General features: G+C 52.8%; 18 protein-coding genes and 1 pseudogene. 13 read left to right on the plus strand and 6 right to left on the minus strand.

Going from position 1 to position 18,780, the window contains the following annotated elements:
- The 3 genes from RT613_RS20760 to RT613_RS20770 form a co-directional block, all read left to right on the plus strand.
- A partial coding sequence (locus RT613_RS20760) for a cbb3-type cytochrome c oxidase subunit I (RefSeq protein WP_313618278.1) occupies positions 1 to 1,544 on the plus strand: 1,544 nt, incomplete at its 5' end.
- A gap of 1 nt (position 1,545) precedes the next feature.
- Entirely contained in the window at positions 1,546 to 1,869 is a 324-nt protein-coding gene (locus RT613_RS20765; RefSeq protein ID WP_313618279.1) for a hypothetical protein, read from the plus strand.
- Between the two features lie 49 nt (positions 1,870 to 1,918).
- Entirely contained in the window at positions 1,919 to 2,524 is a 606-nt protein-coding gene (locus RT613_RS20770) for an exopolysaccharide biosynthesis protein (RefSeq protein ID WP_313618280.1), read from the plus strand.
- A 130-nt stretch (positions 2,525 to 2,654) separates the two neighbouring features.
- On the opposite strand, the gene RT613_RS20775 is transcribed toward RT613_RS20770, so the two are convergent.
- A complete protein-coding gene (locus RT613_RS20775; protein WP_313618281.1) occupies positions 2,655 to 3,020 on the minus strand; it encodes a response regulator in 366 nt (121 codons plus the stop codon).
- A complete protein-coding gene (locus RT613_RS20780; protein WP_313618282.1) occupies positions 3,020 to 4,480 on the minus strand; it encodes a PAS domain-containing sensor histidine kinase in 1,461 nt (486 codons plus the stop codon). Before RT613_RS20780 ends, RT613_RS20775 begins: the two co-directional genes overlap by 1 nt.
- 320 nt (positions 4,481 to 4,800) lie before the next feature.
- On the opposite strand from RT613_RS20780, the gene RT613_RS20785 reads away from it, so the two are divergent.
- From RT613_RS20785 to RT613_RS20800, 4 genes are all read left to right on the plus strand, one after another.
- On the plus strand, positions 4,801 to 4,974 hold the full coding sequence (locus RT613_RS20785; RefSeq protein ID WP_313618283.1) for a hypothetical protein: 174 nt from the start codon (positions 4,801 to 4,803) through the stop codon (positions 4,972 to 4,974).
- Positions 4,975 to 5,040: 66 nt separating this feature from the next.
- Positions 5,041 to 5,256: a hypothetical protein gene (locus RT613_RS20790; protein ID WP_313618284.1), complete on the plus strand. Its 216-nt coding sequence runs from the start codon at positions 5,041 to 5,043 to the stop codon at positions 5,254 to 5,256.
- Positions 5,257 to 5,260: 4 nt separating this feature from the next.
- Entirely contained in the window at positions 5,261 to 5,446 is a 186-nt protein-coding gene (locus RT613_RS20795; protein WP_313618285.1) for a hypothetical protein, read from the plus strand.
- 318 nt (positions 5,447 to 5,764) lie between these two features.
- A complete protein-coding gene (locus RT613_RS20800) occupies positions 5,765 to 6,037 on the plus strand; it encodes a DUF982 domain-containing protein (RefSeq protein WP_313618286.1) in 273 nt (90 codons plus the stop codon).
- Between the two features lie 78 nt (positions 6,038 to 6,115).
- Here RT613_RS20800 and RT613_RS20805 read toward each other — a convergent pair whose 3' ends face one another.
- Positions 6,116 to 8,395 (minus strand): FdhF/YdeP family oxidoreductase, encoded by a 2,280-nt coding sequence (locus RT613_RS20805; RefSeq protein ID WP_313618287.1) that lies wholly within the window; start codon positions 8,393 to 8,395, stop codon positions 6,116 to 6,118.
- Between the two features lie 402 nt (positions 8,396 to 8,797).
- Positions 8,798 to 9,265 carry a TspO/MBR family protein gene (locus RT613_RS20810; protein WP_313618288.1) on the minus strand — a complete coding sequence of 156 codons (468 nt, stop codon included), beginning with the start codon at positions 9,263 to 9,265 and terminating at the stop codon, positions 8,798 to 8,800.
- A 786-nt stretch (positions 9,266 to 10,051) separates the two neighbouring features.
- Here RT613_RS20810 and RT613_RS20815 point away from each other — a divergent pair.
- The 5 genes and pseudogenes from RT613_RS20815 to RT613_RS20835 form a co-directional block, all read left to right on the plus strand.
- A pseudogene (locus RT613_RS20815) lies at positions 10,052 to 10,534 on the plus strand (CHASE3 domain-containing protein); the annotation flags it as partial.
- Between the two features lie 217 nt (positions 10,535 to 10,751).
- Positions 10,752 to 13,463, plus strand: coding sequence for a response regulator (locus RT613_RS20820; RefSeq protein ID WP_313618289.1), 2,712 nt, complete (start codon positions 10,752 to 10,754; stop codon positions 13,461 to 13,463).
- Positions 13,460 to 14,299 (plus strand): CheR family methyltransferase, encoded by an 840-nt coding sequence (locus RT613_RS20825; RefSeq protein ID WP_313618290.1) that lies wholly within the window; start codon positions 13,460 to 13,462, stop codon positions 14,297 to 14,299. The genes RT613_RS20820 and RT613_RS20825 overlap by 4 nt, the downstream gene beginning before the upstream one ends.
- Entirely contained in the window at positions 14,296 to 14,862 is a 567-nt protein-coding gene (locus RT613_RS20830) for a chemotaxis protein CheB (protein WP_313618291.1), read from the plus strand. The genes RT613_RS20825 and RT613_RS20830 overlap by 4 nt, the downstream gene beginning before the upstream one ends.
- 2 nt (positions 14,863 to 14,864) lie before the next feature.
- Positions 14,865 to 15,917, plus strand: coding sequence for a response regulator (locus RT613_RS20835; RefSeq protein WP_313618292.1), 1,053 nt, complete (start codon positions 14,865 to 14,867; stop codon positions 15,915 to 15,917).
- Positions 15,918 to 16,792: 875 nt separating this feature from the next.
- Here RT613_RS20835 and RT613_RS23890 read toward each other — a convergent pair.
- Complete coding sequence (locus tag RT613_RS23890) at positions 16,793 to 17,053, minus strand: DUF982 domain-containing protein (RefSeq protein WP_409558872.1); 261 nt, start codon at positions 17,051 to 17,053, stop codon at positions 16,793 to 16,795.
- A gap of 209 nt (positions 17,054 to 17,262) precedes the next feature.
- Here RT613_RS23890 and RT613_RS20840 point away from each other — a divergent pair, with 209 nt between their 5' ends.
- Positions 17,263 to 17,580 (plus strand): hypothetical protein, encoded by a 318-nt coding sequence (locus RT613_RS20840; RefSeq protein ID WP_313618293.1) that lies wholly within the window; start codon positions 17,263 to 17,265, stop codon positions 17,578 to 17,580.
- Positions 17,581 to 18,380: 800 nt separating this feature from the next.
- On the opposite strand, the gene RT613_RS23895 is transcribed toward RT613_RS20840, so the two are convergent.
- Positions 18,381 to 18,497 (minus strand): AraC family transcriptional regulator, encoded by a 117-nt coding sequence (locus tag RT613_RS23895; protein WP_409558873.1) that lies wholly within the window; start codon positions 18,495 to 18,497, stop codon positions 18,381 to 18,383.
- Positions 18,498 to 18,780 lie beyond the last annotated feature (283 nt).

An 18,780-nucleotide genomic window follows, 5' to 3' on the forward strand; every position in this document is an offset into this window, starting at 1 on the left:
GTATACCCCATGTTGCTCTATCTTTTTTTTCTGCGGCCAGCGCGCTTGTCACTATCCCGACGGCAATCCAGATTTTCGCATGGTTGGCGACCCTTGCCCAGGGTCGTCCTCAACTCAGTGTGCCCATGTTGCATGTATTCGGCTTCTTTTTCGTGTTCATCATCGGGGGTCTGACGGGTGTTATGCTCGCCATGGTCCCATTTGACCAACAGGCCCATGACACCCATTTTGTGGTAGCACACCTGCATTACGTTCTTGTTGGCGGTTTTCTTTTTCCGATGCTTGCAGGCCTCTATTATTGGGTGCCGCATATGTGCGGCCGCCAGCCCGTTCAACACCTGTCACGGGCCGCGTTCTGGATGATATTTTGCGGCTTCAACCTGACATTTTTTATGATGCACCTGACAGGTTTGCTGGGGATGCCCCGTAGGATTTACACCTATCCCGAGGCGTCACCCTGGGAATGGTGGAACCTCTTGTCGTCCTTTGGCAGCTTCATCATGGCGATGGGCTTTATGTTGGCTGCTCTGGATATCGTTCTGATCTTCCTGTTTGGCAAACCATTCAGGAGGAACCCCTGGAAGGCGGGTACTCTTGAATGGGCGATGCCGACACCGCCGCCCTCCTATAATTTTGCATCCATCCCCCAAATCAGCAGACGTGCCGATGACCTCGACATTGATCAACTCGGCGCAAATCTTGCTGCAGGACAGGGTTATCTTGGTTTTGCTCGTCATGGTTGGATGGAGACCATTGGTGTCGACGCCGTGTCCGGCCAGGCAAACCAGATTATCCTGTTACCGAAACCGACTTACCTGCCACTTTTCACAGCTTTGGCTACCGGATGTTTTTTTGTGTCGCTTCTCTTCAAGCTGTACGCCTTGGCCATCGTCGCAATCGTTGCAACATTGTCGCTCTTTATGCTTTGGACCCGCAATGCACACGCCCAAGAGGACCGGGGCCGACTTCATGCCGCATCGGATTGTGACCTGCCGCTGCATTTTGAAAACAGAGATGCCCCAAGCATTTTCGCAATGCGTCTGACGCTTGTCGCCAATGCAACGTTGTTTTCATCTCTTCTGTTTGGTGGCCTGTTTCTCTGGCTGACTGGCGCTCCAGTTACAACAGCAGTTGCACCGACCAATGCGTCACTGATCATCATGTTGGTTGGCGTTATCGCCACCACCTCAGGGCTCGCTGCAACGTCGCAAAAGGCCTGGCGATCAGGGCTTTGCCTCATTTCGCTTGTGGCATATCTGACGGCGGGAGGCTTGCAGTTAAGTGAGCTTTGGTCAGAAACGATGGCGACATCGCATGCACTCATTGCGGTTAAGTTTGCGGTTTCAAGCTACATGACGCTTCACCTTATCTTGGGGGGCATATTTGCAGCTTTCTGTATCTGGCGACTGTCCAGCGGATACATTTCCGTAACACGCCAGAACGACCTTCATATCGCCCGTCTTTGGCATGGTTACTGTCTGGCGATTGTCTTTGTCGCCTCCTGTTACCCGTACATTTTCACGACCCTGAGAGGGGGAGCATAAAATGTCGCGCTACAAGCTGCTCTTCCTACTAATCGGGCCTTTGACCCTATGGGCGCTATTTTTCCTGTGCCTTTACAGCGTGCAGGCGGTGGGATGCGAAATGGGGCTGCAAGCAACAATGTGGGGTGGGTTCACCTCGCTCCGCGCCCTTGTTATCATACTGTTTTTGCTGGCAAGCGCGACGGTCATCTACCTGACGACAATCATGTGGCAGCAGAACCGTTTTGGTGAGGGGTTGAACCGCATCATACGTTATTGCGCTTTGGCCAGCACTTTCTCCACGGTGGTAATTTTCCCTGGCATTTTCTGGCTTCAGATGTGCTGATGAATACGCTCGCCGCTCACAGTCCGATCACAATTCATGGAAAATAATCATGGTCACGGATGGTCAAGAGACAGGCGAAAACGAAAAGACGCTGACCAGCCTAATCGACACCTTGATCGAACTATCCCAATCTGGTTCGACCGTGGGCGTACATCGAATTCGCGAAGCACTTGGCGAGCGCAGTTTCGGACCCTTTTTGCTGGTGCCGGCCATAATCGAGGTCAGCCCGATCGGCAGCATACCTGGTCTGCCAACCATCATCGCTATGATTGTCGCGTTATTCTCGTTTCAGGTGCTTTTAAATCGCAAACATCTGTGGTTGCCGGATTTTATAGAGCGCCAGCAAGTTTCTAGCGCCAGGCTTTACAAGATCCTCGGCAGATTGAAATCACCTGCGAAATACGTTGATATTGTATTGAAGGCGCGCCTGCGCTGGGTGACCAAACCGCCACTGCTTCAAGTGATTGCCTTCAGTGCGATTTGCCTGGCAACCATGGTCCCCGCCCTTGAGTTCATCCCATTTGCGAGCACTCTCCCGATGGCATCCGTTGCCTTATTTGGCGCTGCTTTGCTGTGTCGCGATGGCCTGGTTGCGCTCATCGGTTTGATGACAACCTTGGGAACACTCATCTTCCTGGGGTCATTTTTGATATGACGTTCAGCACGTCCACGAAAGTGTCAGCGGGTTCTACGGTATTATCACCGTGCCCGGGGATCTTATTATGAATTTGGCGAGTAATGCAGACGAAGTGTCTCGCAATCGTCAATGTTCTCTTCGGCGCGCATTACGGCTTTATAGCCATTCGACAGAGCGCGGATTCCAATTGCTCTTCGGAGATAGGCTTGGAGAGATAAAGCGCCTCATCGGGAAGGCTTCCTTGGGATGGGCTGTAGCGGCCTGAAATGATCAAAATCTTACAGTGCGGACGTTGTTCTTTCACACGATTGGCAAGGTGCAGTCCATTGATCGAGCCCGGCATGTCGATGTCGGTTAGTAGTGCGGAGATAGTAGGCTCGCGTTCCAGAATATCCAGAGCCTGATCGGCATTGGCGGCCTCGAGCACTTGGTAGCCAGCGTCGACCAGAATGTCGACAATGTCCATTCTGATCAATCCGTCGTCTTCCACAACGAGCAAAGGGCGAGACTGCATCAATGTTCTTTCTGGAAAGTTTCAAGGTCTGCTGTGATAAGGCAACGGATGCCTTCATGACCGTGTTCGATGTTGACATAACTGTTGGCCGTGCCGTTGAGGCCAGCTGAAATCAGACGCATACCCGACCCACTGGACGCCGGCGCGCTAGAAGACGGACCTCCGCTCTCAATCCATTCCAACTCAAATCGATCGCGTTGCGAGCCTCCGACACGCCATCTAAGGTCTATCTTTCCCGATGGCACCGATAGTGCGCCATATTTTAAGGCATTGGTGGCCAGTTCGTGGAGTATTAGCGACAGCGAAAGCGACGGACGTGAACCGATCCGCAGGTTTGGGCCAGACACCTTGATACGCGTGTTGGCTGGGTCGTCATGCAAGGCAGTCATCTGCCCCACCAATTGCGTGACGGTTGAGGAGCCGCGCCCTCCTTCCAGAATAATATCGTGAGCGTCGCTCAGTACCGCTATTCTGTCCGACAAGCGCTTTCGAGCCGTGGCGACGTCAGGTGCGGTCCTCAAGGTCTGCGAAGCGATTGCCTGCACCATAGCCAGCTGATTTTTCAGCCGATGGCCCAGCTCATGGGACAGAAGGCTCTGCCGCTCCTCTTCGGCACGCAGTTGCGTGACGTCTTGTGCCTGTACCAGAATTCCCGTTACCGAACCGTCTTCATTACGCATCGGCTGGTAGACAAGGTCAATCAAACGGGTTTGCATTTCCCCTTCAGGGCCGCGATTGAGTTCAACAGGCATATTCTTCGCAATAAAGGGCTCCCCGGTTGCATAGACATCATCAAGTATCTTGATAAATCCTTGTCGAACAACCTCGTTGACTGCTTCGGCCACGGTCTTGCCGATAATGTCGCGTCCGACGCCGATCATCGCATAATATTGTTCATTCGCGTAATCGAACGTGTGGTCAGGACCTACGAGCATGGCGATGCCGCCGGGATTGAGCTCAAACACCTGCATGAAGCGTTCGCGCTGTGTGCGTTCCTTTCGTGCCATGGCCACCTGCGCGGTGATTTCATTGCAAGCGCAAAACATACCCAGCACCGTTCCCCAAGGATCGCGGACAGGCGTGTAACTAAAAGCGAAATGGGTTTCTTCACGATAACCGTTCCGATGCATCGTAAACTGAATATCGTCCATAGCCGTGCCATGTCCGTTGTAGGCAGCTGTGATAATGGGGTCTACCTGATCCCAGATGTCGTGCCACAGATCGTAAAATGGCTTCCCAAAGGCTTGTGGATGACGGTTACCACACATCGTAGCGTAACCATCATTATACAGGGTGATCTGTGATGGACCCCAGACGATAAGCATAGGCTGAAGCGAGCCGAGCATGACATTCGTGAGGGTCTTCAATTCGACACCCCACTCTTGCCTCGGCCCCAGAGGATTGGAAGCCCAGTCGAGGTCGCGGATAAGACGCCCGCAATCCGGGTTGGTAGCACTCATGCGTTTTCCTGATTTTTTGGCCCCGTCGAACTGCACGTGAACGCGCTGGTCAACTTCTGGTTCCGTATGAATGCGAAAGCAAGGAAATTTCGTGGCTGGCGTTCATCTACCGTCGCTACGTTCGCAACTGGCTTAGTGGTCGGTCCTGCTTCGAGTGCTGTAATTCGGAGACCGCCTTCACCTGATGTCAACTGGATGAGGCGCAACGCTCGCCCGACTTTGCGACTTGAAGAACCGTTTCACAACCGAGGCAGAGGGTAGGTTACCACCACCTGTTTTACGGGTGCCTTGGCTAAGCAGGAAATTATTGAGCAGGCCAAATGCAGCCGGACATAATCGACGCGATCGAGGCAGCCCTCTCACAGGTCGGCCTCGTCCCTGACGGTTTTCCGACTATTGCTCTGACGCTGCATGATGGCAACAAGACCGCAGGGCAGATCTCGACGTTGTCACCGCACCAACCTCGAACCGGTCTTGGTAGGCCAGCCCCGTAGCCGCTGGAACAATCCAGGGGCCCAAGATGTTAAGGACATAAGGTTCATAGAAGGATGGTCGTGGCAATGGAGAAGAAAGTCGTTGAGGTCGTCGCTGAGGTAGGGGACGAATTGCTTCCGATTGGAATTATGAACGCGGATCAGGCAACGTCGCTGCCACCCCACGTCGAAGTGAAAATTTCGCACCCGGATGATGATGCCGGCGAGACAAACCGATACCTCGATCGCGAGGAATTCAACTCGGCCCATTCATCCATCGAACTTGACACTGCGGAGGAATGAGCATGTGCTGCTGAGAAACATCAACGTTGCGAGGACAACAGAAACGACTGTCACGGTTGAATTCAAGGCTGAAGGCAATGATCTGATCACGATCAGAATGTCCGCTGATCCAGCCATGACCGACGAGAAGGCTGTCAGGGCGGCGCTTGATATGATCAGTGAACTTGAAGAATTTAACATGGATGCGTAACGCTCGTCCATTTCGTAACAACCCGTGCTCGGTGTAAACTTGAAGATTGTTTCGGTTCAGTCCTCCGCCAGTTATCCAAGGTCTCAGGGAGATTTATTGTCGCTCAAGAATTGTCACAACTCACTGAACAGACATCGCGTATCCACTTATCACGTGCCTCGAGCGGCGTGTGCACAAATTCATCATCGGCGGAAACCGTGAAAAATTGCTGCGCTTGGTCAGCGACCCTGCAGAGCGGTCGTTCTACCAACGAGAAAGACAGTCCGGAACATTTCGGGATTTGCCAAGTTCGTTGGGTGTTCGCGAAGGAGCACGGTAATGAGAACCATATCGATAGAACCCATTCGGGTGAGTTTTGATGAGCAACGCAGATTGTGGGACATCAAAACGGTCAACGGCATAATTGATGTTCTCGAATATGATTGGCCATTCGCCAAAAGCCCATCTCATCGAAGAGTACTGCTGGCTTGTTTCAAGTGTTTACAAACAGGAAAAGATACAGATGGAGCAAGGGACGGATTTATCCAGCTGGCAAATCAGCAGCCGGACCTTACAGTTCTGAACTCAGACGTCCAAATCGGAAAATCCTGAAAGGCGCTAGATACTGAAATAACCTGAAGCGCATTCAAAAGCAGCCAATGTGGTTGGGATTAAACCGCTGAGCCCCACTCACGCCGGTGCTGCCAATACGGGGACGGACTTCGCTGCTGGTGTTTTGCTCTCTTCGGCATAGTGCCAAAGCGGTATCAGCGAATTGCATTCAGGATAATAGGCGGCGCAAGTTCCCGTTGGGACGTCATAATCAATGACCTTTAGTACGATTGTCCGGGTGACGCCATCATCGACTGCGGTGGTTAGTCGCGCATCGCCGCCTTTTGTGATGCCCAGACGCACACGATCATTCGGGTTCATCATCACGATCATTCGCGAGCCTCGGATACCCCGCAGTCGATCATCGAAACCATAGACAGTGGTGTTGAACTGGTCGTTTGAGCGGAGCGTAACAAGCCTTAAAACATCGTCGCCCGCTCCTTGCGCAAAGCTTGAACAGAGAGACTTCGGCACAATGAAACTTGCTTTGCCTGTCTCTGTTTCCCACTGACGGTGGCGCGCCGGTACTGGTCTGGCAAATCCTCCTGGTATGTCGAGACGTTTGTTGAAGTCTCGAAATTGCTCTGGATAGGTTGCCTCAATTGCATCGCGCACAAGAGCATAATTCCCTACCCATTCATCCCAGGGCACAGTGGGGTTATTTTCGAGAGCATGCTTGGCAATTTGCGCGACAATATCGGGTTCAGAACGCAATACATCGCTTGCCGGGGCAAATTTCCCGCGCGACGCATGAATGCAGGTCGTTGAATCCTCCATCGTGACAATTTGTGGCCCCGTAGCCTGTTCATCGATTTCGGTGCGCACGAGGGTGGGCAGGATATAGGTCGTCGCCGCGGTCACCAAATGGCTTCTATTCAGTTTCGTGGCGATCTGTACCGATAGATCGAGATGGCGCCACTTCTGCTCCATCAATTCTCGCTCGGGAATGGCGCGAACAAAATTGCCGCCCAGACTTATGAAAGCGTTGATCTCGCCCCGAACGATAGCTTCGCACGCCTCCACCGTGTTCAAGCCGTCTTCGCGCGGTGGCTCGAACGCGTATTGCTTCGCCAGCCTATCCAGGGGCACGAGTTTTGTCTTTTCCGCGATGCCGACGGTACGTTGTCCCTGAACATTTGAGTGCCCCCGGACTGGACAGATACCAGCGCCAGGTCTGCCAATATTCCCCCTCATGAGTAGCAAGTTGACCAACATCTGCACATTGCTGACACCATGGCGGTGTTGGGTGAGACCCATGCCATAGAGAGCCATGACCGATCGTGCCTTGGCATAGGTTTGGGCTGCGGCTTCAATCGCAGCCTTGGGAAGGCCGCAAGCGTCCAGAATATCCCTCCAGCTGGTGTTTCGCACATGCGCTTCAAACTCTCCAAAGCCGGTGGTGTGCTCGGTTATGAAAATCTCATCAATAACCCGCTCTTGACCTGCGGCCTTCGCGTCTTCGTCCCAATCGAACAGAAACTTGGCCATGCCAATCATGGCGGCGATATCACCGCCCGCATTGACCTGATAATATTGGGTTGCAATTTCTGTTGGCCGGTTGGGGATCATTTGCGATGCTCGCTGTGGATTTACGAATTCCTGCCATCCACGCTCTTTCAGGGGGTTGAACACAACGATCGGCACACCGCGCTCACGAACCTCCTGCAAACTGTGGAGCAAGCGAGGTGCATTTGTTCCGACATTCTGACCAAACGATAAAATACAGTCCGTGTGTTGGTAGTCCTCCAAGAGAACTGTACCGACCGGGGTCCCTATACTTTGCGGCAACGCGACAGAGGTGGTCTCGTGACACATGTTCGAACTGTCCGGGAGATTATTGTTACCATAAAGCCGCGCCAGCAACTGATACATGTAAGAGGTTTCAAGTGATGCGCGACCTGACGCGTAAAACACGACGCTCTTGCGGTCATATTGCTTGAGTTTCGCGCCAATATCGGCAAATGCCTCTGGCCATCCTACCTCCGAATATTTGTCGGTGACGGGATCGTAACGCAGCGGATGTGTCAGGCGTCCCTGATTTTCGAGTTCATAATCTGACCATTGCAACAATTCGGCTACGGTATGTTGGGCGAAAAAATCCGGGGTCGTGCGCTTGGCTGTCAAATCCCAGAAGGTTGCCTTGGCGCCATTCTCGCAAAACTCCGCAAGATGCGCTTTCTTCGGCTTGGCCCAAGCACAACTGGTGCACATGTATCCGCCGGTCTTGTTATGATCCTTCAGGAGACTCGGTATGGCTCTTGCTGCTCGCTGTTGCATCGCATTTGTCGCGAGTGATTTGACGGACCCCCAACCGCCTGTTGGCATTTGATATGGAGAATATTTAACCTTGTCAGTCATTGGCCGGCCTCGCTTTGGTCTTTTGATGGCTCATTGCGATTTCGCGGGTTCACCGTCGTGCGTTGGCAAATGTGCTGAACGCATCCCAAGGTATCACCTTGGCACTTAACGGCGTACCAGTCCTGATTTGGGATGAATAATGGAGGAGGAAAACTTGGCTGGGTTTACGTACACGAGTTTGAGAGGATCAACTGGGCACCGGGGAACGCCAGAATATCCGAAACGCGCACCTATGTCCGGCATGGCACCCTCCGTTACAATCCAAGTTCATGTAACGGCGCAAAGATGCATACAGTTCCAATCAACTAATGCCAGGATGCGCTGGCACCTGGACGAGCCTTGGTTGGTCGCGGATCATTGGAAAGCGCTCCTGCAAGCGTATGTGCCTGAAGTGCGGAATCTTTAGCCGTTTAGAAAAAGCAGTGACCCGTTCAGCAGTAATGCGAATGATACCCACAATGCGTATGGTATGAAGCAAAGCCCTGCCACAACATCACCGCAGCGTGCGATGAACAAAATGATCGCAAAAAGCAGGCAGGTAATAACCACCAGAGCAACACCCATCGATTGAGCTCCGAAAAAAATCGGCGTCCAGAGCCAGTTCAGGATCATCTGGCAGTACCAGATCTTCATCGGTGCGGCCGACAATCCAGCACGCCTCCAAATACGCCACCCTGCAACCGCTATCAGGACATAGAGCACTGTCCATGCTGGGCCAAATACCCAATTGGGCGGATTGAAAGGCGGCTTTTTCAGTGCCGCGTACCATTCCCCAGGGCTGAAAAATATCCCCAAAGCTATGCCCACGCCCAAAACAATTACGATGAACAACGCGAGTGCAACTGGCTGCGAAATTGCCTTTTTGCTCATCTCATCCTCTCTCATGTTGGCGCCGCGACAGACTGTGTTCAGTCGGTCTGATTGCGATATGATACGTTTTGAACTTGCTACGTAATATCGACGCAGTTGGATTTGTTCCCAGCTTGGAAGTTCGTGTTGCCGTCGCCAATTGTCGAGGATTTGGCACCTCAGGCGTGCCGGCTTCGTTCGGACAAAACATAGGTTGAATGACCTCGCGATACCTCAGCAATGGTGCTATGTGAGACGATATCTGTGAGTTGCCTTAATCCAATGAATTGTCGATTTTTCAAGACGAGGCTGCCACGGCATGTCAATTGCACCGCTGTGTAGCATTGGTCAGGCTAAAAGTCAGATAGAGGAGATATACAGGACATGGAATGCGAACGGCTAAGTCAGAGACCATAACGGTCCTTGAGGGCGGTGATATCATTTTCGTAACGGACTTGATGCTGGAATGGTGCCAACTGAACAACGGATCACTGGACGAATTGCTTGCTCACCGTTCCACTATACTCGCCAGGTATCAGCGTGGTGAACGATGTCCGGATGTGCTCTTTGAAGGGCTACAAAAAGATTGGTGCAAAAAGGGATTGATTGGCGCGAACGCGGAAGAATAACCTCGACAAGCCGCCTGCAATTGTATTGTACGCTAGCGTACAGCCAAAACTGTTGTAATTGTTTGGCAAATCTGATCATTTTCCAACTCCTCCTTCTCAGTCTCTCAATTCGGCTTGACTGAATATTATCGAATGGGCCTGAACCGGTCCCACTTTTCAAATTGCTATGAGAGTTTAAATGGACCGACGCCGCGCGCCGCAGAAGAACTTCAGACTTGGATTTGACCCTGCAGTCGCTGTTGGACTTGTTTGCGCCTTCGCATTTTTTGTAGCGAGCGGCATCGTATCTTACAGAAACCTGCAAGCTTTGCGGGAAGGAAACGAACGGGTCGTTCAGACGCATGTCGCGATCGTCGCCCTGGATGAACTGCTCTCGAAAGTGCAGGACGCAGAGACCGGTCAGCGCGGGTTTTTGCTCACCAACAACGAATCTTATCTGGCGCCATACAACCTTGCCGTAGAGACTATTCCGGCGCAATTGGATCGGGTGGGGTTCCTGACCGGAATGAACCCGGGCCAGGATCGCCGTCTCGCCACTTTGCGCCAGCGCGTTGACGGGAAACTGGCTGAGCTTGCCGACACAATCTCCGTGAGGCGAAGTGCTGGACTGGAAGCTGCGCTTGCGGCTGTCAATTCGGACCGGGGCAAGACGGAAATGGATGCTATCCGAGCCCAGATATCAGCGATGGCGGGTGGCGAGTCCGATGTGCGGCTGCAACGGCTGAACGACATGAATTCCGCCCAGAGAACTGCATTTGTGAGTACGGTCATGGCGGCCGCTTTGGGCCTTCTCTTGACTGCTGCGATCACGGCGCAGTACGCTGGCACGCCGTCGCGACGAGTGGCTCCAGACTGGAGAAGTCCAGCTGGCCTCGGCTATGATGGGCGATCAATCGGTGGACCGTCTTGGCAAGAGCATACTCGAATTCATGGCCGGGTATACCGGTGCGGTTGCCGGCGTAGTTTATACCGGAAAAGGCGTCCGGTTCGAACGAGCTGCATGCTATGGTGTTCCGACTGGAGCAAACGTCCCGGAAACATTCGACATTCGTGAGGGCCTGCTCGGCCAGTCAGTCGCCGAGCGTCGTGAGATTATCGTTGACGAAGTGCCAGACGGCTACCTCGAATTCGGATCGGCATTGGGAACAGGAAAACCGCGTCACCTTGTCATCCTCCCCGGAGAAGTCGACGGAGCTGTGACGGCGGTCGTCGAGCTCGGTTTCCTTCAAAAGGTCTCCGATGACGTGATAAAATTGCTGGGGCGGGCCTCGGAGGCGATGGCGACAGCAGTGCGTGCAGCAATTTATCGCGGCGAACTTCAGGATCTGCTCGAAGAAACCCAGCGTCAATCCGAAGAGCTCCAGACCCAAAGCGAGGAATTACGGGTTTCGAATGAGGAACTTGAAGAGCAAAGCCGCGCCCTGAAGGAATCACAGACGCGTCTCGAGCAGCAGCAGGCGGAGTTGGAGCAGACGAACTCACAGCTCGAGGAGCAAGCTCAGCAGCTCGAAGGGCAGCGAGATGATCTCGAACAGGCAAACGCTGCAGTCCGTCTGAAAGCGCGAGAGTTGGAACAAGCGAGCCGATACAAGTCGGACTTTCTTGCAAACATGTCACATGAATTGCGCACGCCGCTCAACTCTTCTCTGATCCTCGCGAAGCTGCTTGCCGATAATCCTCATGAAAACCTGACCGAAGACCAGGTCAAATACGCCAGGACAATCCAGTCTTCCGGTAAGGACCTTCTCAATCTTATCAACGACATCCTCGATCTATCCAAAATCGAGGCTGGGCATGTGGACATCAGGCCAGAGACAGTTGCTATCGAAGGATTGACCAACAACCTGCGTCAGCTTTTTCAACCTTTGGCAAGTGACAAGAAGCTGAAACTCGTGATCGACGTTGCTGCAGACGTTCCGCAAACGATCGATACCGACCAGCAAAAGCTGGAGCAGGTACTCAAAAACCTTCTGTCCAATGCAATCAAGTTTACCGAGACAGGTCATGTCGATCTTCGCATAACAAAAAACTCTAATGGTGGCGTGGTATTTTCTGTATCCGACACAGGCATTGGTATCGCCACAGAAAATCACCAGACTGTGTTTGACGCTTTCCACCAGGCCGATGGCACCATCAGTCGCAAGTTCGGCGGGACCGGTCTCGGACTTTCGATTTCACGGGAGCTCGTGCGCCTCCTCGGCGGGACAATTCAACTCGAAAGTCAGTTGGGACAGGGCAGCACCTTCAAGTTCTCGCTTGCCGAAAACTATGACCCAGGTTTGGTTTTGCCCAAAGAGGAACGCGAGCACGCCACGCCTTCGACCGTAAGTGTGCAAGCTCCCGCAACAGCAACACCAGTTCATCATAAACTGGAAGATGATCGTGAGCTGCTGTCAGGCGACAAACGCATTTTGCTTGTTATTGAAGACGATGCTTCTTTCGCGGAGATATTGCGCGACCTCTCTCGGGAACTGGGCTTCAATTCGATCGTTGCGGGATCAGCTGAGGAAGCCTTGCGGCTTGCCAAGCAATTTACGCCAAGCGCGATCGTTCTCGACGTTGGTCTTCCAGACCAGTCAGGTCTTGCCGTACTCGACCAACTCAAAAACGATGTCCAAACCAGGCATATCCCGGTCCACGTCGTTTCTGGCAGCGATCACACTGAAACAGCTTACGCACTGGGGGCGATCGGCTATCTGATCAAGCCGGTCAATCGTGATCAGCTTGTTGGAGTTCTGCAAAAATTCGAGACCCGCCTGTCGCAAGATGTACACCGTGTGCTGATCGTCGAGGACGATGCGGTGCAGCGCGATGCAGTCGCGGCACTGTTGAAGACGTTGAACGTGGAGACCGTCACGGCAAGCACTGTGGCAGAATGTCTGGATCTTCTCAGCCAGGGTACTTTCGACTGTATGGTCCTCGACTTAACTCTGCCCGACGCCTCTGGCTACACGTTGCTTGAAACACTAAGCGCAGAAGATAGCTACGCATTTCCTCCAGTGATTGTTTATACCGGCAAGGAGTTGTCGACCGACGACGAACAAAGGCTGCGGCGTTACTCGAAATCGATCATCATCAAAGGTGCCAAATCACCCGAGCGACTTCTCGATGAGGTCAGTCTGTTTCTTCATCAGGTGATTTCCGAGTTGCCGGATGAGCAACAGAAAATGATCCGTAAGGCGCGCAACAGAGACGCAGTTCTCGAAGGACGACGCATCCTTATCGTCGAAGACGATATTCGCAACGTCTACGCGTTGACGAACATCCTTGAGCCGCGCGGCGCGATTGTTGATATCGCTCGCAATGGCAGCGAAGCACTCGAGGTCCTTGCAAAAGTATCGGATGGTGCTGGTGCACCCATCGACCTGGTGCTGATGGACGTCATGATGCCGGTCATGGACGGCCTGACCGCAACGCGTCGTATCCGCGAAAATCCTGTATGGAAAAAGCTTCCGATCATCACTTTGACAGCGAAAGCCATGCCGGATGATCAGCAACGCTGTATTGAAGCGGGAGCCAATGACTATATGGCCAAGCCGCTGGATGTAGACAAGCTGTTGTCTCTGGTGCGCGTCTGGATGCCGAAATGATCGACAGGCTTGTCCAAGACAAGGTTGAGGATATCGAGATACGTCTTCTGCTGGAGGCGCTGTATCTGAAGTATCATTACGACTTTCGCAACTATGCAATGGCTTCAATCAAGCGTCGGCTTAGACAGGCGAAGGAGCAGCTCGGATTTTCAACGTTCTCCTCATTGCAGGAAGGTTTACTGCATAACCCGGATATGTTGCCTCAACTGTTGCGCTATCTTACAGTGCAGGTCAGCGAGATGTTCCGTGACCCGTCTTACTTCAGGGCGATCAGGGAGCATGTCGTCCCGCACCTGCGAACCTACCCCACCCTGAAGGTCTGGGTAGCAGGCTGCAGTGAAGGGGAAGAACTCTATTCCCTTGTGATACTGTTTCGCGAAGAAGGGCTGGAAGATCGGACCATTTTTTACGCGACGGATATCAACCAGGAAGCTCTCAACCTGGCGGAGAGAGGCATTTATCCAGTTGAGCGGATACGTCTGTTTACGGAAAATCATCGCCTTTCCGGTGGCAAGACGAGCCTTTCAAACTACTACCAGGCGGCCTACGGAAACGCCTCCTTCGACAAGTCACTTCGTCGTAACGTCGTCTTCTCTGATCATAGCCTGGTGACTGACGCTGTGTTTGGCGAGATGCATCTGATCTCGTGTCGAAACGTCATGATCTATTTTGATCGCAAGCTCCAAAACCGTGCGTTGGGGCTGTTCAATGAGTCCCTTGCCCGGAAGGGCTTCCTCGGACTTGGCTCGAAAGAATCATTACGTTTCTCCGACTACGTCGGCGAGTTTGCAGACTTTGATCGTAATGAGAAAATCTACCAGAAGGTGGGAGAATGATCACAGGTAGCATCGACGCAATCGTGATCGGAACCTCTGCGGGAGCAGTTGAAGCACTGTCGGCGCTTTTGCCGCATCTGCCAGGCGACATGGCTGTGCCGGTCGTCATTGTGGTCCATGTTCCACCGGATAAACGCAGCATCATGGCAAGTCTCATGGCGTCGAAATGCGTTATGCAGGTGAAGGAAGCGGAGGATAAGGAACCTCTCCTTCCTTCGACAATCTATTTTGCGCCACCTGATTATCATCTTCTAGTTGAGGCTGATAAAACGCTCGCGCTTTCCAGCGATGAGCCGGTATCGTTTTCCCGCCCGTCAATCGACGTATTGTTTGAAAGCGCTGCGGATGCCTTCGGCGAGCGGTTGCTCGCAATTGTGCTCACCGGTGCCAATCATGATGGTGCCGCCGGAGCGCGCACCATTACGGATGCCGGCGGAACCGTCATCATACAAGATCCACACACAGCTTTTGCATCAACAATGCCTATGTCAGCAATCAGGACCTGCCCAACAGCCAAGGTGCTCTCGCTTGCCGCGATCGTAGAATATTTGGAAGGACTTTGAATATGACACCGGTTCCTTTCTTGCTGGTCGATGACCTTGAAGAAAATCTGCTATCGCTTGAAGCATTGCTTCAAAGCGAAGATCGTCTAATCCTTAAAGCGCGGTCAGGCGATGAGGCGCTCGAAATACTGCTGCAACATGATGTTGCCCTGGCGCTGGTTGATGTGCAGATGCCAGGTCTGAATGGCTTCGAGCTCGCTGAGCTTATGCGCGGTAATGAGCGAACCCGTCGCATACCCATAATCTTCGTGACTGCAGGAACAGGTGCCGAAAGACGCTTCACGGGCTATGAAGCGGGCGCGGTCGATTTCATCCAAAAACCTATCGAGCCGGATATTTTGCGCAGCAAAGTGGGCGTTTTCTTTGAAATCTACCGCCAAAGGCAACAGTTGGCCGAACAAAGGGACGCGTTGGCGTCTCAGGCAGAAGCACTACGAGAGGCCGCGCTGCATAAAGATCTTTTGCTGCATGAAATCAATCATCGCATCAAAAACCTCTTCAGCCTTACAACGGGCCTGATTTCGATTAGCGCTCGGCCAGCGACATCAGTGCAGGAACTGGCAAGCGAACTCAAATCGCGCATGGGCGCGTTGGCAAGAGCGCACGATCTTACGCTTCCAGATGTCAGCGCGACAGATCCGGCGGTCGCAGCCACAACTGTGTCGGCATTATTGAAAGCGATCGTTGCGCCGCATGAACATCCACAAGGCCCCTCAGTTGACATCCTCGGCGCTGACGCGCCACTGAAAGGCGCAGCTTTGACATCGTTGGCGCTCTTGCTGCATGAGCTGACGACGAATGCCGCCAAGTATGGGGCCTTGTCCAATCCCTCCGGCAGGTTGAAGATCGATGTGTCCGTTGATGATAAGGTTGTAAAATTAAGCTGGAACGAGCATGTCGATCACGAAGTCAAGATGACCCCGCAGCGCGAGGGCTTTGGTACCCGGCTCGAGAAAGCTGCTCTTGCTGGCATTGGCGCGAGCATGACCCGCCTGTGGAGAGCGGACGGTTTGTCACTGACGGTCGATATCCCTCTTGACAGGCTGCTCGTCTGACTGCGTGGTAATCATGCGTTCTTCGAGCAGGGAACTTCAGACGCTGTATGCGGTTAGTGCCTCAAGCATATCAACCACGATCGATCAGTGACGTGTCATATCAAATCGATCAGAAAGCGACCTGAAGGCTTGAACATGTGGAAGACCGCGTTGCTCCTCGCAGTCGCCGTAATCGCAGCATCACCCTCTCATGCGATATCCCGTTATGATACGCCCAGCATGACCTGCACTGCGGTTCAGGATGCGATTGATCGGGAAGCGGCGGCGATACTGCGCTACCCTTCCAAGCGTGTTAACAAGATGGTCCTGTACGATCGGTACGTAAGCAGTGGTCGGCAGTGCGATTTCGGCGAAAGTGCTCAAGAGAGCAGTGTTCCGACACGTGACAAAGCGAACTGTAATGTATACCGCTGTGAACCGCGCTGCAGGCAATCGGTATTTCGGGACTGTTAAACGTCAGCGCCTCATCTCCGAAGAGGTTCTTTCAGGCTCCGCTCATTCCATCATTTTCGCAACCAGTACCACAGGCGAGGGAAACTGAAATAGACAACCACAAGAGTGGATCGTCCCACGGCGTTGGGCCAAGTAGATTGATTTGGCCCAAGCATCACCCAACATACCAATCAAAACGAAAGATATCGGGTCAAGCAAACTGACAGTAACTTTGTAAACGTCGAGTCATTTGCGAGGGGGTTTCGCGACCGTGATGGGAATCCAGTGAGGTATGTTGGGGTAAGTTCGAACAGGCATATCTCCGCTTGCCCACTGATCAACTTGCATAGTTGCATCTGTTGAAGGTAGAGCGTTACCTTGGGGCTCCACTACCAGTCTTCTTTTCACCTGTTGGTATTCTTGTTTTCTAGTGCCAATCGCCATCATAGCACCAATACGTTCGCTTCCAGGGCAGCGCTTACGAACGCGTTCCTCGCGTCATCACAACGTTCCTGTCTTTTCAGCATCCGCATGCAGCTCAGGCGCGCCAACTCAAGTCGGTTCCCTTTCGTGGAGGGCCAGCGATTTGTGATGTAGTAAAGTGCATCTTCAGGTCCTTTGACCTGTTTACTGCGTCCTGCTCCAATCCTTATCTGAACAGGTACCGGCCAAATTGGTTTGAAAGTGGTTTCGATGACCATCATTTTTTTCCATCCTCCAAAAACCTTCTAACTGGCCTGCGGTCGGTGGGTTCCGCCAATAAGAAAACAATCAGCACGCGGAGTTTGGTTGGGACGGTGCTTAGGAACATTGCAAACTCACAGCGGGACAGATGCACCAACGTATGTCGCCGGCTCACGCAAGCGGGAACTGTTTGCGGGTTTTGAGGTTAGGTCATGAGGAGGAGCATTACATGAGAGAAATTGGCTACAGTATCAAACCACATGAACATGGGTGGGCCGTCATGATCGCCGGCGTCATCAAGGGCGTTTATCCGAGCAAATTCCTCGCAAAGAAAACGGCTGAAGGGAGCCTTTCTCAGATGGTCTCGAGCACGCCCGTAGAAGACCGTACGATGCGCCAACCTTCGGCCTCCACACCTCTTGAACCCGACACTCAACCAAGCGTGTCTGTTCCCCATGAGGTTTCCGTCCCTGTGAAAGATACCGCGGACGAGGTTTGCCTGCCAGCCGACATTTCCGGCAGAAACCTGTCGACCGGTAAACTGTAGCGCGACTGGTTGGCAAGGCCTCACCTCACCTTGAGGTTCCATAGGGCGAGAGCCTGGCTCCAGTGGCTCCATCCTGCATAGGAACCCCTTCAACGGAAAAGGCTAGAAAAATGACCGCAGACGACAAGATGGATAAAATACATAAGGACAGCAAACCGCAGTTCGCCCGCGGTGAAAAATCCTCACGAAACAACGGAGTAGCCAGTGCCAAGCCCCGTGTCATAATCGGGTCAGACGATGCAACGGTCAACAAGCTACCGCCTGGCACCACGAAGCCGAGGAAAGACTAGGATATAAATTACGATTCATGAAGGCCGATCGAATGAAAGTTCGGCGGACAGGGTTCGCAGTTTTCGAGATCGTTTACAAAGGTTAGCGTCCAATGCCTGAAAAGAAAAACAGTCCTGACTTGCATCACACACCACTCACTTCAACGGAGGCGAGACAGGGTAGGTATGGGAAGCCCGTTTTCTACGTGCTCGCATGCTCACTTATACTGGCGGTGATTGCTTGGACTGCGGCAGAAATCTGGGGTGAGGCCACAGATCAGGACGCATCCGGTTCTGTCGTAGACACACCCTCGCAGATCGAGACAAATACTCCCTCGGGTGCCGGTACCTTTGATGACAATCCAGCAGGTGGCCAGTCACGATCGCCAGAGGCGGTCGACAAAGATCCAACCTATCAGTCTGGCACAGGGGGAGACAGTCAACAGGTGACACCCGACGGGACTGAAAGGTAATGAGCTCACCCAGAGCATTCAATATTGGGATCGGATCGAAAGTTGTGGCGATCGCATATTAACGAGACGTGCGATGCCATTGAGCAGGGCTCATACCAAGCTTTGCTGTAAACATGCGCTTCAAGTGTGCCTGGCCGCTAAAGCCATATGAAAACGCAACAACTGCTATTGAGATGTCTGTCGATCAATGCAGATGTTCTGCTTTGTTCGATGCGCATCGAAACCATCCACCGATACGAGCGATGTTCGGTAGATAATCGAAATGCAAGGATGACGTAAATTTGGCACCGCTCGAACTCGCGAACAATTCCCACCAGAGCCGGATGGAAAGCGGTATGCGCTTAAATTGAGTTGATTGTAAATGATGCGCAAAACAGTAAGCGCCGTCTCCGTCCCATTGGGCCCGCTGCTTTCTGGGCATGATTGGTCATGCGAAAAGGCTTCCAGGCGTATCTGGA

This window comes from Agrobacterium sp., from assembly GCF_032092815.1.
Taxonomy (GTDB): domain Bacteria; phylum Pseudomonadota; class Alphaproteobacteria; order Rhizobiales; family Rhizobiaceae; genus Agrobacterium.

Coding starts and splice junctions, on each gene's coding strand:
- RT613_RS20830 (WP_313618291.1), top strand. CDS start 14,296: ATGATCACAGGTAGCATCGACGCAATCGTGATCGGAACCTCTGCGGGA.
- RT613_RS20820 (WP_313618289.1), top strand. CDS start 10,752: ATGATGGGCGATCAATCGGTGGACCGTCTTGGCAAGAGCATACTCGAA.
- RT613_RS20775 (WP_313618281.1), bottom strand. CDS start 3,020: ATGCAGTCTCGCCCTTTGCTCGTTGTGGAAGACGACGGATTGATCAGA.
- RT613_RS20810 (WP_313618288.1), bottom strand. CDS start 9,265: ATGAGCAAAAAGGCAATTTCGCAGCCAGTTGCACTCGCGTTGTTCATC.
- RT613_RS20790 (WP_313618284.1), top strand. CDS start 5,041: ATGGAGAAGAAAGTCGTTGAGGTCGTCGCTGAGGTAGGGGACGAATTG.
- RT613_RS20780 (WP_313618282.1), bottom strand. CDS start 4,480: ATGAGTGCTACCAACCCGGATTGCGGGCGTCTTATCCGCGACCTCGAC.
- RT613_RS20770 (WP_313618280.1), top strand. CDS start 1,919: ATGGTCACGGATGGTCAAGAGACAGGCGAAAACGAAAAGACGCTGACC.
- RT613_RS20835 (WP_313618292.1), top strand. CDS start 14,865: ATGACACCGGTTCCTTTCTTGCTGGTCGATGACCTTGAAGAAAATCTG.
- RT613_RS20765 (WP_313618279.1), top strand. CDS start 1,546: ATGTCGCGCTACAAGCTGCTCTTCCTACTAATCGGGCCTTTGACCCTA.
- RT613_RS20825 (WP_313618290.1), top strand. CDS start 13,460: ATGATCGACAGGCTTGTCCAAGACAAGGTTGAGGATATCGAGATACGT.
- RT613_RS23890 (WP_409558872.1), bottom strand. CDS start 17,053: ATGATGGTCATCGAAACCACTTTCAAACCAATTTGGCCGGTACCTGTT.
- RT613_RS20805 (WP_313618287.1), bottom strand. CDS start 8,395: ATGACTGACAAGGTTAAATATTCTCCATATCAAATGCCAACAGGCGGT.
- RT613_RS20785 (WP_313618283.1), top strand. CDS start 4,801: ATGCAGCCGGACATAATCGACGCGATCGAGGCAGCCCTCTCACAGGTC.
- RT613_RS20800 (WP_313618286.1), top strand. CDS start 5,765: ATGAGAACCATATCGATAGAACCCATTCGGGTGAGTTTTGATGAGCAA.
- RT613_RS20840 (WP_313618293.1), top strand. CDS start 17,263: ATGAGAGAAATTGGCTACAGTATCAAACCACATGAACATGGGTGGGCC.